Origin of the sequence: Streptomyces sp. SKN60, from assembly GCF_026236535.1 — a bacterium.
GTDB lineage: Bacteria > Actinomycetota > Actinomycetes > Streptomycetales > Streptomycetaceae > Streptomyces.
Genome location: NZ_JAHTMW010000010.1, coordinates 296,904 through 312,247 on the forward strand (window position 1 = coordinate 296,904; position 15,344 = coordinate 312,247).

General features: G+C 75.1%; 15 protein-coding genes. 3 read left to right on the plus strand and 12 right to left on the minus strand.

The annotated features are described in order from the left end of the window. The first annotated feature begins 130 nt into the window (after window positions 1-130). Window positions 131-1,753 (plus strand): PucR family transcriptional regulator, encoded by a 1,623-nt coding sequence (locus tag KV205_RS19325; protein WP_265865664.1) that lies wholly within the window; start codon window positions 131-133, stop codon window positions 1,751-1,753. 294 nt (window positions 1,754-2,047) lie between these two features. On the opposite strand, the gene KV205_RS19330 is transcribed toward KV205_RS19325, so the two are convergent. The 6 genes from KV205_RS19330 to KV205_RS19355 form a co-directional block, all read right to left on the minus strand. Continuing rightward, window positions 2,048-3,136, minus strand: a complete 1,089-nt coding sequence (locus tag KV205_RS19330; protein ID WP_265865665.1) for a glycosyltransferase family 4 protein — start codon at window positions 3,134-3,136, stop codon at window positions 2,048-2,050. Window positions 3,137-3,221: 85 nt separating this feature from the next. Continuing rightward, window positions 3,222-4,010 carry a hypothetical protein gene (locus tag KV205_RS19335; protein WP_265865666.1) on the minus strand — a complete coding sequence of 263 codons (789 nt, stop codon included), beginning with the start codon at window positions 4,008-4,010 and terminating at the stop codon, window positions 3,222-3,224. 80 nt (window positions 4,011-4,090) lie between these two features. Continuing rightward, window positions 4,091-5,833: a DNA repair protein RecN gene (gene recN, locus KV205_RS19340; protein ID WP_265865667.1), complete on the minus strand. Its 1,743-nt coding sequence runs from the start codon at window positions 5,831-5,833 to the stop codon at window positions 4,091-4,093. A gap of 163 nt (window positions 5,834-5,996) precedes the next feature. Continuing rightward, complete coding sequence (locus tag KV205_RS19345; RefSeq protein WP_265865668.1) at window positions 5,997-6,932, minus strand: NAD kinase; 936 nt, start codon at window positions 6,930-6,932, stop codon at window positions 5,997-5,999. Next, window positions 6,929-7,744 (minus strand): TlyA family RNA methyltransferase, encoded by an 816-nt coding sequence (locus KV205_RS19350; RefSeq protein WP_265865670.1) that lies wholly within the window; start codon window positions 7,742-7,744, stop codon window positions 6,929-6,931. Before KV205_RS19350 ends, KV205_RS19345 begins: the two co-directional genes overlap by 4 nt. Window positions 7,745-7,751: 7 nt before the next feature. Next, window positions 7,752-8,093, minus strand: coding sequence for a hypothetical protein (locus KV205_RS19355; protein WP_265865671.1), 342 nt, complete (start codon window positions 8,091-8,093; stop codon window positions 7,752-7,754). A gap of 41 nt (window positions 8,094-8,134) precedes the next feature. Here KV205_RS19355 and KV205_RS19360 point away from each other — a divergent pair, with 41 nt between their 5' ends. Next, window positions 8,135-8,482 carry an SCP2 sterol-binding domain-containing protein gene (locus KV205_RS19360; RefSeq protein WP_265865672.1) on the plus strand — a complete coding sequence of 116 codons (348 nt, stop codon included), beginning with the start codon at window positions 8,135-8,137 and terminating at the stop codon, window positions 8,480-8,482. An 83-nt stretch (window positions 8,483-8,565) separates the two neighbouring features. On the opposite strand, the gene KV205_RS19365 is transcribed toward KV205_RS19360, so the two are convergent. The 4 genes from KV205_RS19365 to KV205_RS19380 form a co-directional block, all read right to left on the minus strand. Beyond that, window positions 8,566-9,438: an ABC transporter ATP-binding protein gene (locus KV205_RS19365; protein ID WP_265865673.1), complete on the minus strand. Its 873-nt coding sequence runs from the start codon at window positions 9,436-9,438 to the stop codon at window positions 8,566-8,568. 65 nt (window positions 9,439-9,503) lie between these two features. Further along, window positions 9,504-10,571, minus strand: coding sequence for an iron chelate uptake ABC transporter family permease subunit (locus KV205_RS19370; protein WP_265865674.1), 1,068 nt, complete (start codon window positions 10,569-10,571; stop codon window positions 9,504-9,506). Further along, window positions 10,568-11,623: an iron chelate uptake ABC transporter family permease subunit gene (locus KV205_RS19375; protein ID WP_265865675.1), complete on the minus strand. Its 1,056-nt coding sequence runs from the start codon at window positions 11,621-11,623 to the stop codon at window positions 10,568-10,570. The genes KV205_RS19370 and KV205_RS19375 overlap by 4 nt, the downstream gene beginning before the upstream one ends. A gap of 92 nt (window positions 11,624-11,715) precedes the next feature. After that, window positions 11,716-12,783 carry an HAD hydrolase-like protein gene (locus KV205_RS19380; protein WP_265865676.1) on the minus strand — a complete coding sequence of 356 codons (1,068 nt, stop codon included), beginning with the start codon at window positions 12,781-12,783 and terminating at the stop codon, window positions 11,716-11,718. A gap of 82 nt (window positions 12,784-12,865) precedes the next feature. Between KV205_RS19380 and KV205_RS19385 the strand changes: the two genes are divergently transcribed. Next, on the plus strand, window positions 12,866-14,152 hold the full coding sequence (locus KV205_RS19385) for a DUF1015 domain-containing protein (protein WP_265865677.1): 1,287 nt from the start codon (window positions 12,866-12,868) through the stop codon (window positions 14,150-14,152). 66 nt (window positions 14,153-14,218) lie between these two features. On the opposite strand, the gene KV205_RS19390 is transcribed toward KV205_RS19385, so the two are convergent. Both KV205_RS19390 and KV205_RS19395 read right to left on the minus strand, forming a co-directional pair. Beyond that, a complete protein-coding gene (locus KV205_RS19390) occupies window positions 14,219-15,010 on the minus strand; it encodes a tetratricopeptide repeat protein (protein ID WP_265865700.1) in 792 nt (263 codons plus the stop codon). 5 nt (window positions 15,011-15,015) lie between these two features. Next, window positions 15,016-15,344, minus strand: a 329-nt coding sequence (locus tag KV205_RS19395; protein WP_265865701.1) for a hypothetical protein, incomplete at its 5' end; no start/stop codon positions are given.

Below are 15,344 nucleotides of genomic sequence, written 5' to 3' on the forward strand. Positions count from 1 at the left end.
GCCACAAGCGACAGGCGGTCGCACAATTCCCGCCACGGGGCGACGAGTTGTCGCCCCGCTGGACGAACTGTCCGGCCCTGTGACGCCCGGGTGATGTCGCGGAAACACCGACGCGGGTAGCGTCCGGACCATGGAACGTCAGGGCGGGATCACCGTGCAGCGGGCACTCGAGCTTCCGGGTCTGCGCAGCGGTCTCCCGGAGGTCGTGGCGGGCGCCGACCGGCTGCACCGCACCGTGCGCTGGGTGCACGCGGGCGAGGTGCCGAACATCGCCTCGCTGCTCAAGGGCGGCGAGCTGCTGCTCACCACCGGTCTGGGCCTGGGCACCCGGCCCGCCGAGCAGCGGGCCTTCGTGCGCCGGCTCGCCGAGCGCGGCATCGCGGCCCTCGTGGTCGAGCTGGGCCCGCGGTTCGCCCGCCTGCCGGCGACCATCGTCGAAACCGCCCGTTCGGCGGGTCTCCCCCTCGTCCAGCTCCACCGCGAGGTCCCCTTCGTCGCGGTGACGGAGGAGATCCACACCGAGATCGTCAACGGGCACTACGCGCTGCTCCGGCAGGCCGAGGAGGTGCATCACCAGTGCACCGCCGCCCTCCTCGGCGGCGGCGGGGTCCCGCAGGTGCTGCGGATCCTCGCCGACTTCGCGCTCAACCCGGTCTTCCTGGAGACCCCCGACGGACAGCTGCTCTACGCGGCGGGCACCGACTCCGAGCCCGCCGACCCGCTCCAGGTGTGGGACGGGCTGCGCGGGCAGCGCGCCGCCCGCGAGTCCGGCCCGCCGACGGGCGCGGTCCTCGTGGACGTGCCGGGCGGCGGCCCGGGCAGCGCGTCGGTCCGGGCCCGCCTGGTGCTCCTCGCCGTCTCCTCCCCGCTCTCCCCCGTGCACCGGATGGCCGCCGAGCGGGCCGCCGGGCTGCTCGCGGTCGTCCTCATGCAGGCCCGGCAGGAGGAGGAGCTGGCCGCGCGCGGCCGCGGCGACTTCCTCACCGACCTCGCCGAGGGCCGGATCTCCGCCGAGGACGCCCCGGCCCAGGCCCGCGTACTCGGCTTCAAACCCGGCGACGGCCCGCTGCTCCCGGTGGTGATGCGCCTCGCCTCCGAACTGGCGCCCTCCGGCAACTGGGCGCTGCTCGCCCGCGCCGTCCTGGAGGAACTCGCCTCGGTCGGCGTCCCCGTCCTGCTCGGCGTACGCCCGGTCGAGGGCCGGGTGCCGCTCCTGCTCGGCCTGCGCTCCGAGTCCGAGCGCACCGCCGTCGCCGACCGGGTCGCCGCCGCGCTCCGGGCCGGCGTGGAACGGGCCGGCCTGGAGCGGGCGGGCACGCACCCGCCGGTCGTCGTGGTCGGCGTCGCCGGCGGCTGGGCCGCCGCCTCCGCGGGCCTGCGCCACGCGGCGGAAACGGCCACCGCCGCGCAGGGCCTCTCGGAACTCCCCTGGTACGACGCCCGCCGCCTCGACACCGACCTGCTCCTGTGGCGCCTGCGCGACCACCCCGACCTGGCCGCCTTCGTCGACCGCGCCATCGGCCCCCTCCGCGACCACGACCGCACCTCACGCCCCCCACTCCTCCCCACCCTGGAGACCTACCTCGCCCACGCGGGCCGCAAGGCGGAAACCGCCCGCGAACTCCACCTCAACCGCCAAACCCTCTACAACCGCCTCGCCCGCATCTCCGAACTCCTCGGCACCGACCTGGACGACCCCCAAACGGTCCTGGCCCTGAGCCTGGCCCTGAGAGCACGCCGGCACACGGGCTGAGCGTGCCCGCTCCCCGGCCCGGCGGCGCGAAGCCGCCGCCCTCCAGGCGGGACAAGCCCCCGGGCTCCGGACTCGCAGGGCCCCGGCGGCCCCGGCGGCGCGGAGCTGCCGCCTTCGGGGCGGGGGCCGAACCCCCGGGGCCTCGCCAACTACTCAGATCCGGCCCCGTCCCGCCCCCCCATGGCGGGCCACCGCCTCGCCCGGCGGCGCGAAGCTGCCGCCCCCGCCGGGGGCCAGGGGGCGGAGCCCCCGGGTCTCGTCAGAGTTCCGGGAAGGGGCGGGGTGGGGGAAAGGTCACCGGGCCGACAGCTCGTCGTACACGCTCAGGACGTGCGCGATCGTCTGATCCTCCGTCGGCCACGTCCCCGCCTGCACCCGCCCCGCCGCCGCCAGGTCCGACCTCCGATCGGCGTCGTCGAGCAGCCCCCGCACCGTCTCCGCGAGCGCGGCCGCGTCGCCGTACGGCACCAGTTCGGCGGCGTCGCCGACCAGTTCGGGCACGCCGCCGACGGCCGTGGCGACCAGCGGGACGCCGAGCCGCAGGGCCTCCTGGGCGAGCAGGGAGCGGGCCTCCCAGCGGGAGGGCAGGACGGCGATGTCGGCGGCGGCGAGGAGTTCGGCGACGTCCTCGCGGCGCCCGATGAGCCGGACCGCGAGCCCCTCGTCCTCGATCCGCCGCTGCAACGGCGCCCGTTCGGGCCCCTCGCCCGCGATGACGAGCAGCGGCTGCGGGTCCAGGTCCCGCCACGTACGGGCCGCGTCGAGCAGCATCCCGTATCCCCGCCCCGGTTCCAGCGCGCCGACCGCCATCAGCAACGGCCGGTCCACGGCACCGAGTTCGGCCCGCGCCTTGCCGTCGTGGAGGCAGACGGGGGCGCGCGAGGCCGGCACGGTGACCGGCGCGAGCCGGGCGTCGCGGGCGCCGCGCCGCCGGGCCCGGTCGACGAGTTCGGAGGAGGTGCCGAGGACGACCGCGGCCGCCCGCACGGTCCGCCGCTCCAGGAGGCGTACGAGCCGGGCGCGCGCCCCCGCGGCCCGGCTGCGGGTGTGCCAGGTGGTGACCAGCGGCGTGGGCGGCACGGCGGCGGCCCCGGCCAGCGCGAGGGAGGCCCGCACCGAGGCGTCGAGGCCGTGCGCGTGCACGATGTCGGCGCCGATGAAGGCGTTGCGCAGCGCGGCGACGGCCGCGGGGCCGCCCTGCCGCGGGACCGGCACGAGACGGGCGCCCGCGCCCTGGAAGTCGTAGGCGTGGTCGAGTTCCGGCGGGGCGCACACGGTCACCCGCACGCCCCTCGCCACCAGCCCCGAGGCAAGTGATCTGACGTGCGCGCTGCTGCCCGCGCTGCCGCCGCCCAGCACTTGGACCGTACGGAGCTGTGTCACGCGCCCAAGGATGCCAGTCCGTACGCACGTTCCGGCACCGAAGTCGCCGCGTTCCGGGTCGGCTGCAGCAACTTACCGACCGGGATCACTCACACGGGTGAGCGCAGGGGCGTGCGCCCTCGCGCGCGAACTCGCTCACGCGCTCCCCGTACGCCGCCGCGGCCACCAGCCCGGCCGCGTGCACGGCAAGGCCGAACCGCCCGTTGGCGGCGGCGACAGCGGTACCGAGCGACGCCCCGAGCGCGTGCGCGCCCATGTCCCCCAGCATCGTGCGCTCGGCCAGATCGTCGCCGAGCACGGCGGCCGCGGCCCCCATCGGCGCTGCGGCGAGCGACCCGCGCAGCAGGCCCGGCGCGCCGAGCCCGAGCACGAGCAGGGCGGCGCGCCCCGGCCGTACGTCCACCAGGTTGACGAGGTGCGCCGTCCCGGCCACGACCACCCCGGCGAGCACCTTGTCAAGCGGCCGTTCCTTGAGCAGCGCCCCGGCCGCGAGCCCGGCGGCGCCGATCCCGAACAGCTTCACGGCCCCGCTGGTGACCTCGCCGCCCCGCAGCGCCGTCAGATGGGCCCGGAAGCCCCGGCGTTCGTCGCCGCGCAGGTCGTCGTAACGCCCGCAGACCGCCCCGGCCGTGGTCGCGAGCGCGGCCGGCACCGAGGGCAGCGCGGTGAGCACGGCCCCGCCGGCGGCCGCGGCCCCGGCCTGGGTGTGCACGGTCCGCCCGGCGTGGTTGGTCCGCTCCCAGCTGGCCGGATTGCCGGGCGGCCGGCTCCGCAGCCGCCCGTACGCCGCCCGGGTCGCGCCGAACGCGATGCCGAAGCGGACGACCCGTTCGACGACACCGGCCAGGCGGTCTCCGTCTCCCGACGACGACATCAGGCGCCCGCCCGAACGGTTTCCCGGAGAAGCCGTCAGGCGCCCGCCCTGGCGACCCGAACGCTTTCCCGGCGACGACATCAGGCGTCCGCCCGCGCCGCCGCGAGCAGTTCCTCCGCGTGCGCCCGCGCCGTCTCGGAGTCCTCCTGGCCGGCCAGCATCCGGGACAGCTCGCGCACCCGGTCCTCACCCTCCAGGACGGTGACGCCGGAGCGGGTCACGGAGCCGTCGTTGGTCTTCTCCACGAGCAGCTGCCGGTCGGCGAAGGCGGCCACCTGCGGAAGGTGGGTCACCACCACGACCTGCGCGGTCCTCGCCAGCTTGGCGAGCCGGCGGCCGATCTCCACCGCCGCCTTGCCGCCGACGCCCGCGTCGACCTCGTCGAAGAGATACGTCGGCACCGGGTCCGTACCCGCGAAGACCACCTCGACGGCGAGCATCACCCGGGACAGCTCACCACCCGACGCGCCCTTGGCGATCGGCCGCGGCGGCGCGCCCGGGTGCGGGGCGAGCAGCAGCTCGACCTCGTCGGCGCCGGACGGGGTGTAGGCGACCCGCCGGCCGCCGACCTCGACGCCGTCCGGGTCCTCGGTCTGCCGGATCGCGAACGACACGCGCGCGTGCGGCATGGCGAGCGAGGCCAGCTCGGCGGTGACGGCCCCGGCGAACCGGTCCGCCGCCTCCGTCCGGGCGTCCGTCAGACGCTGGGCGAGCGCCGACAGTTCGTCGCGCAGCCGGTCCCGCTCGGCGGTCAGCTCGGTCACGCGCTCGTCGTCGCCGTCCAGCTCGGTCAGCCGGGTCGCGCTCTGCTCGGCCCAGGCGAGCACGGCGGACACGTCCTCGCCGTACTTCCGGGTGAGCTGCGTCAGCGCGGCGCGCCGCTCCTCCACGGCGGCGAGCCGCAGCGGGTCGGCGTCCAGGTTGTCCGCGTACCCGGCCAGTTCCCCGGCCACGTCCGAGAGCAGGATGGAGATCTCCCCCATCCGGTCGGCGAGCGCGGCGAGCGCCGGATCGTGCGCCCGTACGGCCTCCAGGGCCCGGCCCGCACCCGCGACCAGCGTGGTCGCGTCCACGGCCTCCGGGTCCTCCGGCTGGCCCGCCAGCGCGGCGTGCGCGAGCGCGGCGGCGGAGGCCAGGGACTCGGCGTGCCCGAGCCGCTCCGCCTCGGCGGCCAGCTCGGCGTCCTCGCCCGCGCGGGGCTCCACGGCCTCGATCTCGGCGAGCCCGAAGCGCAGCAGATCCGCCTCCTGGGCCCGCTCCCGGGCCCGGGTGGTGATCTCCTCCAGCTCGACGGCGACGGCCCGCAGCCGCCGGTACGCCTCGCCGTACGCGGCGAGCGGCACGGCCACCGCGTCCCCCGCGTACCGGTCAAGGGCGCCCCGCTGCCGGGCCGGCTTCAGCAGGCCCTGCTGGTCGGTCTGCCCGTGTACGGCGACCAGCTCGTCGGCCAGCTCGGCCAGCAGCCCGACCGGCACCGAACGCCCGCCCAGGTGCGCCCGCGACCGGCCCTCCGCCGACACGGTACGGCTGACGAGCAGCGCCCCTTCGTCGAGCTCCGCCCCCGCCTCCTCGGCCCGCGCGGCGACCGGCGCGCCCGGCGGCAGCGTGATCCGCCCCTCGACGACCGCCGACCCCGCCCCGATCCGCACCAACGCCGGATCGGCGCGCCCGCCGAGCAGCAGCCCCAGGCTGGTGACGACCATCGTCTTGCCCGCACCGGTCTCACCGGTCACCGCGGTGAATCCGGGCGACAGCTCGACGACCGCGTCGTCGATGACCCCGAGCGACCGTATCCGCATCTCCTCCAACACGGAGAAGACCATACGAGGTCCACACCCCCCTGTGCGACGGCCCCTGCCGTCCGGACACGAACCCGCAGGTGGGAGCGGGCGTGTCGGACCCCTGTTCACTCGGCGGAGTGGGGGGAGGCGGGGCCGGGCGGGGCCCCGCCTGCCCCCCCGTACCGGCGCCGGCCACCGGCGGCCGCTAGTGCGGCGCGCCGCGCCAGCCCGAGACCGGGAGGGCGAATTTGGCGACCAGGCGGTCGGTGAAGGAGGCGTGGTGGAGGCGGGCGAGGCGGACCGGGACGGCGCCGCGGCGGACCTCGACGCGGGCGCCGGCCGGGAGGGAGACCGTGCGGCGGCCGTCGCACCAGAGCACGCCGTCGGGGGTGTGCGGCTCGACCTCGACCGCGAGCACCGACTCGGGGGTGGTGACGAGCGGCTTGGCGAACAGCGCGTGCGCCCCGATCGGCACCATCAGCAGCGCCTCCACCTCGGGCCAGACGACCGGGCCGCCGGCGGAGAAGGCGTACGCGGTGGAGCCGGTCGGCGTCGCGCAGATCACCCCGTCACAGCCGAAGCCGGTCACCGGCCGCCCGTTGACGGCGATGACGACCTCCAGCATCCGCTCCGGGGACACCTTCTGCACGGCCGCCTCGTTGAGCGCCCAGTCGCGGTGCAGCACGTCGCCGTTCTGGTACACGGTGACGTCCAGCGTCATGCGCTCCTCGACCTCGTACGCCCGCGTCACCACCCGGTCCACGACCTTGTCGAGGTCGTCCCGCTCGGCCTCGGCGAGGAAGCCGACCCGGCCGAGGTTGACGCCGAGCATCGGCACCCCGGAGGCGCGGGAGAACTCGGAGCCGCGCAGCAGCGTGCCGTCGCCGCCCAGGACGACGAGGAGTTCGCAGCCGTCGAGCGCGTCCGCGCAGCCCTCCGGGACCCGTTCGACGGCGGCCGGCAGCGGCAGGTCGGCCGCCTCCGCCTCCAGGACGCGCACCCCGATGCCGCTGCGCAGCAGCCCGAGGACGACGAGTTCGGCGCTGCGCACGGCGGCCGGCCGGCCGGTGTGCGCGAGCAGGAAAACGGTACGGCGGTCGCCGCCGCTGCTTTCGTCAGACGTGCTCGAACCAGTGCTCAACGAGGTCCTTCCGCCACGGCGCGGTCGACTTCCGCCGGATCAAGAGCGGGCGCCCCGGCCCGCAGCCACAGAAAGTACTCGACGTTGCCGGAGGGACCGGGCAGCGGGCTGGCGGTGACGCCGAGGACACCGAGCCCGAGCTCGCCGGCCCGCCGGGCCACGTTCTTCACGGCGTCGGCGCGCAGTTCGGTGCTGCGCACCACTCCGCCGGTCCCCAGCCGCTCCTTGCCGACCTCGAACTGCGGCTTGACCATGAGCACCAGGTCCGCGTCGGGCGCGGTGCAGGCGACCAGGGCGGGCAGCACGAGACCGAGCGGGATGAAGGAGAGGTCGCCGACGACCAGGTCGACGGGGATGCCGTCGATGGAGTCGAGGGTCATCTCGCGCACGTTGGTGCGGTCCTTGACGGTGACCCGCTCGTCGCTCTGCAGCGACCAGGCGAGCTGCCCGTACCCGACGTCGACGGCCACGACGTGCGCGGCGCCGGCGCGCAGCAGCACGTCGGTGAAGCCGCCGGTGGACGCGCCCGCGTCCAGCGCGCGCCGGCCCTCGACGACGAGGCCCCGCGGCACGAACGCCGCGAAGGCGCCGGCCAGCTTGTGGCCGCCGCGCGACACGTAGTCGGGGTCGTTGTCGTCCTGGGCGACGACGATGGCCGCCGCGGTCTCGACCTGGGTGGCGGGCTTGGTCGCGACGGTCTTGCCGACGGTCACCCGGCCCGCGGCGATCAGCTGGCTGGCGTGCTCGCGCGAGCGCGCCAGCTTCCGCCGTACCAGCTCGGCGTCCAGACGGCGGCGTGCCGGTCCTGCCACGTTCGGTTCAGCTCCTGTTGTCGTACGGACGGGGTGCGGGGCCCTGCGGTGCGTCGAGCGAGGTCAGCTCGGCGCGCAGCCCACGGTGTACATCCTCGTACACGTCGAGGTGTCCGTCCGCCGTGAGGTGGTCGGCGTCGCCGAGCCGGTCGAGCAGCGCGTCGACGGCGGGCCGGCCGGTGGGGGTACGGACGACGCCGAGGGGGGCGGGCCCGGCGGCCTCGTACGGATCGGAGTCGTACGGCTCCTGCTCCTGCTCCGTGTCCGGGCCCTGGCCCTGGCCCTGGCCCGAGCCCTGCTCAAGGGCCTCCGGAGCCGCTCCGGCGGCGTTCGGGTACGCGTCGCTCATGCCCCGACGCTACCGCGAAGCACTGGGGTACGGTCGAAGCGATGGCAACGATCACGGAGTGCCGTGCCGCACTCGACAGACTCTCCGACAACCTGGCCCGAGCGGACGGCGAGGTGCGCGGCGCGGCCGCGCTCGACCGCACGCTCAGCTGCCACCTCACGGACCTGGACCAGACCTTCACCGGCCGCCTGGCCGCCGGCCGGATCGAGGTCGAGGACACCGTCGCGGGCCCGCCGCCCGCGAAGGCGCAGATCCGGCTGCGGATGACGGGCGACGACCTGGTGGCGATGGTCGACGGCGAGCTGAACTTCGCGAAGGCCTGGGCCTCCGGCCGGATCGGCCTGGAGGCGGGCTTCCGCGATCTGCTGAAGCTGCGCACGCTGCTGTAGAGCGGGAGCGCAGGAGAGCGGGAGAGCGGGAGAGCGGGACACGCCCACCCGCCCGTCGGACCACCGGACGGCCGCGCCCGCCCTCAGCCCGTCACGCCCGCCGGCGCCGCCCGCCGCCCCGCCGCGGCCGCGCGGGCCTTGCGGCCCGCCGGGATCACCAGCGGGGTGCCGGTCTCCGGGTCCTCGATGACCTGGCAGCGCAGGCCGAAGACCCGCTCGACGAGCTCCGCGGTGACGACCTCGTGCGGCGGGCCCTCCGCGACGACCTCGCCGCCGCGGCAGGCGATGAGGTGGGTCGCGTACCGCGCCGCGTGGTTGAGGTCGTGGAGGACGGCGACGAGCGTACGGCCCTGGGTCTCGTGCAGTTCGGCGCACAGGTCGAGGACGTCGATCTGGTGCTGGATGTCGAGGAAGGTGGTCGGCTCGTCGAGGAGCAGCAGCGGGGTCTGCTGGGCGAGCGCCATCGCGATCCAGACGCGCTGCCGCTGCCCGCCGGACAGCTCGTCCACGTACCGCTCGGCCAGCTCCGCCACGCCCGTCGCGGCCATCGACTCCTGCACGATCCGTTCGTCCTCGGGCGACCACTGCCGCAGCAGGCCCTGGTGCGGGTAGCGGCCGCGGGCGACGAGGTCGGCGACGGTGATGCCGTCGGGCGCGATGGAGGACTGCGGGAGCAGCCCCAGGGTCCGGGCCACCTTCTTCGCGGGCATGGAGTGGATCGCCTGCCCGTCGAGCAGCACCCGGCCCTCGGTGGGCTTGAGCATCCGGGACAGCGCGCGCAGCAGCGTGGACTTGCCGCAGGCGTTGGGGCCGACGATGACCGTGAAGGAGTTGTCGGGGATCGCGACGCTGAGGTCACGGGCGATGACCCGCTGGTCGTAGGCGAGCGTGACCGACTCGGCGCTCAGCCGCTGCTGCGTCTGCCCGGCCTGCTCGGTCTGCTGCTGCCCGTTCATTCCCTGACTCCTGTGGGTCCTGTGGGTCCTGTGGGTGTTCTCGTCGATGGTCATGTCCGGCCCGCTCATATCCGTCCCGCCTTCCGCTCGCTGACGAGCAGCCACAGCAGGTAGCAGCCGCCTAGGACGCCGGTGACGACGCCCACCGGCAGCTGCCGCTCGCCGAAGGCGTTGGTGGCGGTCCAGTCGGCCACCAGCAGCAGGGCGGTGCCCATGAGCGCGGAGGCGGCCAGGTTCGGGCCGGGCGAGCGGGTGAGCCGGCGGGCCAGCTGGGGCGCGCTCAGCGAGACGAAGACGATGGGGCCCGCGGCGGCGGTGGCGACGGCCACGAGCAGCACGGCCGAGCCCATGAGGACGATGCGGGTCCGCTCGACCTTCACGCCGAGCGCGTACGCGGCGTCGTCGCCCATCTCCAGCATCCGCAGCGCCCGCCCGTGCCCGAGGACGAGCGGAAGCAGCACGCAGCTGACGCCGAACAGCGGCCAGAACTGCGCCATGTCCCGGCCGTCCAGGGACCCCGTCATCCACACCACCGCGCGGGTCGCGTCGACCAGTTGGGCCTTGGTGATGAGGTAGTGGATGACGGCCGTGAGCATGGCGGCGGCGCCGATGCCGACGAGCACGAGCCGGTAGCCGTGCACGCCGCGCTTCCAGGCGAGCAGGTAGATCACGGCGCCGGTGACGAGACCGCCGACGATCGCACCGCCGGCCGCGGCCATCGCGCTGCCCTGGAAGAGGACGATGACGACGAGCGCGCCGACCGTGGAGCCCTGGCCGAAGCCGATGACGTCGGGGCTGCCGAGCGGGTTGCGGGAGATCGACTGGAAGACGGCGCCGCCGATGCCGAGCGCGGCGCCGACGAAGACGGCGACGAGCACCCGCGGCAGCCGCAGGTCCAGGACCGCGATCTGCTGCACCTCGGTGCCGCCGCCGAGCAGGGTCGACACGACGTCGCCGGGCGCGACGGGGAAGTCGCCGCTGCCGATGAGGACGACGGCCGCGGCGAGCGCGACCACGACCAGGCCGAGGACGGAGAACAGGGCGCGCGGCTCGTACCGTACGGAGAGCCCGCCGCCGGTCCGCAGCGTCCGGGTCCGCGTCGTCGGCCGCCGCAGGGTCTTGGTGCTGCTCACAGCTGGGCCATCCTCTTGCGGCGGACGAGACGGATGAAGACGGGCCCGCCGATGATCGCGGTGACGATGCCGACCTGCAGTTCGGCGGGGCGGGCGACGACCCGGCCGATGACGTCGGAGCCGAGCAGCAGGACGGGCGAGAGGACCGCCGCGTACGGCAGGATCCAGCGCATGTCCGGGCCGGTGATCGACCGCACCAGGTACGGGACCATCAGGCCGACGAACACGATCGGCCCACAGGCGGCCGTCGCGGCCCCGCACAGCAGCGTCACGGCCACCATGGCGGTGATCCGGGTCCGGTTGAGGTGCGCGCCGAGCGCCCTGGCGGTGTCGTCGCCCAGCTCCATGGCGTTGAGCGGGCGGGAGATGAGCAACGCCAGGACGGTGCCGACGAGGATGAAGGGCGCGACCCGGCGGACGGTGTCCAGGTTGGCGTCGGCGAGCGAGCCGACGGTCCAGAAGCGCAGCCGGTCCAGGGCGGCGGAGTTCAGCAGCTGTACGGCATTGACGTAGCCGTACAGGGCGGCGGTGGCCGCGGTGCCGGCGAGCGCGAGCCGCACGGGCGTGGCGCCGCGGCTGCCGCCGAGCACGTACACGACGACGGAGACGACGGCCGCGCCGACGAAGGCGAACCACACGTAGGAGGCGGGGTCGGTGACGCCGAGGAAGGCGATCGCGGACACCACCGCGGCGGCGGCGCCCGCGTTGACGCCGAGGAGTCCCGGCTCGGCGAGCGGATTGCGGGTGAGTCCCTGCATGACGGCGCCGGAGAGCCCGAGGGCCAGGCCGACGAGGAGACCGAGGAGGGTGCGGGGGACGCGCACGTCGTGGATGACGACGTCGTTGCGGATGCCGCTGTTGTGGAACAGGCCGTGCCACACGTCGCCGAGCGGCACCGGCTTGGCACCGATCATGATGCTCAGGACGCAGATCAGCAGCAGGACCCCGACGGCCGCGACCAGTCCGACGGCGCGCAGCGAGGTGCGGCGCGCCGGTGGCTGGGCAGGGCCGGTCGACTCCGCGCTCGCACGGGAGGGACTCTCGACCAACACGAGGTTAGGTTAGCCTACCCTGTCATCGCTGATCGATCCCCTGTACGGACCGCGGTACGGCCCCGCTCACAGGTCAGCCGCCGCAGCCGCGGTCACCCCACTGCCCCCAGCCGCTCCAGCGCCTTCCCCGCGTCGAGCCCGCACGCCCCGGCCCCCGCCTCCGTCCACGCCGCCGCGCACAACGCCCGTACGCCGTCCAGCGGATCCGACGAATCCGGTCCCTCCCCCTCCAGGAGCAGCGCGCCCCCGCTCACCGAGGCCGTCCAACCCCCGCACCGGAAGCCGCCGTCCGCGTCCCCGGCCACCTCCGGCTGCGGCACGAGCAGCCCGCGCAGATCCGCCGCCACATAGGTGGGCCGGTGCTCCGGCACCGCCGCGAGCAGCCGGGCCACGTCCGTGACCCCGGTCAGCACGAGCAGCGAGTCCACCCCGCCGTTGAACGCGCCCTCGATGTCCGTGTCCAGCCGGTCGCCGACCACCAGCGGCCGCTCGGCCCCCGTCCGCAGCACCGTCTCGCGGTGCATCGGCGGCAACGGCTTGCCCGCTACCTTCGGCTCCGCGCCCGTCGCGATCCGGACGACCTCCACGGCGGCCCCGTTGCCCGGCCCGATGCCCCGGGCGCTCGGGATCGTCAGGTCGGTGTTCGACGCGTACCAGGGCAGCCCGCGCCCCACCGCGTAACTCGCCTCCGCGAACCGCCCCCACGGCAGATCGGGACCGCCGTACCCCTGCACCACCGCCACCGGGTCGTCGTCGAGCGACTCCACCGGCACCAGGCCGCGCTCGCGCAGCGCCACCCGCAGCCCTTCGCCGCCGATCAGCAGGATCCGCGCGCCGGGCGGCATCTCGTCGGCGACCAGCCGGGCCACCGCCTGCGCCGAGGTGATCACGTCCGCAGGCTCGGCCGGCACCCCGAGTTCGGTCAGGTGCGCGGCGACGACGTCCGGCGGCCGCAGCGCGTTGTTGGTGACGTACGCCAGATGCATCCCGCCCGCCCGGGCGGTCCCGAGCGCCTCCACCGCGTACGGGACCGCACCGCCGCCCGCGTAGTACACGACGCCGTCCAGGTCGAGCAGCGCCGTGTCGTACGCCTCGCTCAACGGGCGCGCGCTGCCGTCCGGCCGGACCCTGCCCTGCCGTCCCTGGCCGAATTCCGTCATGTCATGCACTCCTCACGCCGCCCGGGGCGGAAATCCCCGCTCCCCGATCATCGCTCATCCCCCCACCGCCTACGATGACGAGATGAACACCTCAGGTCACGCGGCCGACGACGTCCGCGCCCCCGGTCTCCGCCTGAGCCCCTTCCGGGGCCTCCGGTACGTCCCCGAACGGGTCGGCAGCCTCGCCGCCGTGACCTCCCCGCCGTACGACGTCGTCGTACGGCCCGACGGACTGCTCGAGCTCGAGTCCGCCGACCCCCACAACATCGTCCGGCTGATCCTCCCGCAGGCCATCACCGCCGGCACCCGTCACCGCAAGGCCGCCGTCACCCTCGACCGCTGGCTCGCCGACGGCATCCTCGCCCCGGACCCCGACCCCGCGCTGTACGTGTACGAGCAGCGCGGCGACGGCATCCTGCAGCGCGGCCTCATCGGCGCCCTCGAACTCTCCACCCCCACCGAGGGCATCGTGCTGCCGCACGAGGACGTCATGCCGCACGTCGTCGAGGACCGCGCCGCCCTCATGCGCACCACGGGCGCCAACCTGGAGCCGCTGCTCCTCACCTACCGCGGCGACGGGGACGGCGCGGGCGCCGTCGTCGACCGCGTCGTCGAGCGCGAGCCCCTGCTCGCCACCACCACCGAGGACGGCTTCCAGCACCGCCTGTGGGCCGTCACCAACCCGGCCGACCTGACCGCCGTGGCCACCGAACTCGCCCGGCACCAGGCCCTCATCGCCGACGGGCACCACCGCTGGGCGACCTATCTGCGGCTGCGCGAGGAGCACACGGTGCCCGGCCCGTGGAACCACGGCCTGGTCCTGCTCGTCGACACCGCCCGCTACCCCCTCCGGGTCCGCGCCATCCACCGGCTCCTCAACCGCCTCCCGGTCGCCGACGCGCTCGCCGCCGTCGGCGACGCCTTCCGCGTGACGCGCCTCGACGGCCCGCTGTCCGCCGTCTTGGAGGCCCTGGCCGAGGCGACCGCCGAGGGCAACGCCTTCGTCCTCGCCGGCGACGGCGCCTTCCACCTCCTCGACCGCCCGGACCCGGAGCTGCTTGCCCGCACGGTCCGCGCCGACCGCCCCGAGGCCTGGCGCACGCTGGACGCGACCGTGCTGCACTCGACGCTCCTCGACCAAGTCTGGCGCATCCCGGACGCCCCCGAGGACATCGCCTACATCCACGACACCGAGGCCGCCGTCGCCCAGGCCGAACGCCGCGGCGGTACGGCGGTCCTCATGCACCCGGTGAAGGAGGAGGTCGTCCGGGACCTGGCCCGCCAGGGCGTCACCATGCCCCGCAAGTCGACCTCGTTCGGCCCGAAGCCGGCCACCGGTCTGGTGCTGCGCAGCCTGGCCCTCGACTGACACACGAACGCAAAAGGGCGGCACCCCTGCCGGGGTGCCGCCCTTCATGCATCGGTGGGAAGGACGTCAGTCCTTGTCGAGGTGCTCGACGTCCTCGTCGTCCTCGTCCGTGCCCTCGTCGGCGGACTCGTCGAGGTCCTCGGCCGCGCCGCTCCCCTCGCTGTTGTCCTCGTCCTCGTCGTCGAAGGCGTCGACGAACTCGACCCCGTCCAGCTCGGCGAGCCGGTCGGAGGCGTCGGTGGAACCGTCCTTGTCGGCCTCGAGCGCCTTGGCGAACCACTCGCGCGCCTCGTTCTCCCGGCCGGCGGCCAGCAGCGCGTCCGCGTACGCGTAGCGCAGGCGAGCCGTCCACGGGTGGTTGGCGTTCGACGCCAGCTCGGGGCTCTGCAGGGTCACGATGGCGGCGTCCAGCTGCCCCATGTCCCGACGGGCACCGGCGGCCACGAGCCGCATCTCGACCTGCCCGGCCCGGTCCAGCTTCTGCACCTCGGGCTCGCCGGCCATGGCGAGCGCCCGCTCCGGACGGCCGAGGCCGCGCTCGCAGTCCGCCATGACGGGCCACAGCTCGACACTGCCGGTCATCCGCCGCGCGGCACGGAACTCGGCCAGCGCCTCGGCGTACTTCTGCGTGGCGTACGCGGCGAAGCCGGCCGCCTCGCGGACGGCGGCGACGCGGGAGGCGAGCCGCAGGGCGACCCGGGAGTAGCCGTAGGCCTTCTCCGGGTCCTCGTCGATCAGCTGGGCGACCATGACGAGGTTACGGGCGACGTCGTCGGCCAGTCCCTTGGGCAGGCTCATGAGCTCCTGCCGCACGTCCGGGTCGATCTCCTCACCGGTGACCTCCGGCGGGATCGGCAGCCGCTTCAGCGGCGCGCGGTCCCCACGGTCACCGCGGTCGCCCCGGTCGTCACGGCGCCCGTAGCCACCCCGGTCGTCCCGACGCGGCCCACGCCCACGGTCGTCCCGACGGTCGTCCCGCCCACGGAACCCACCGCCCCCACGCCGGTCGTCCTCACGCCGCGGCCCACGGGGCCGCTCGTCACGCCGGTCGTCCCGACGGTCGTACGACGGACGGTCGTCACGACGCTCATCGCGACGGAACCCACCACCGCGGCTGTCGTCGCGACGGAAGCCGCCACCACGGTTGTCATCCCGACGGTCATCCCGACGGAACGAGGACGGACGCTCGTCA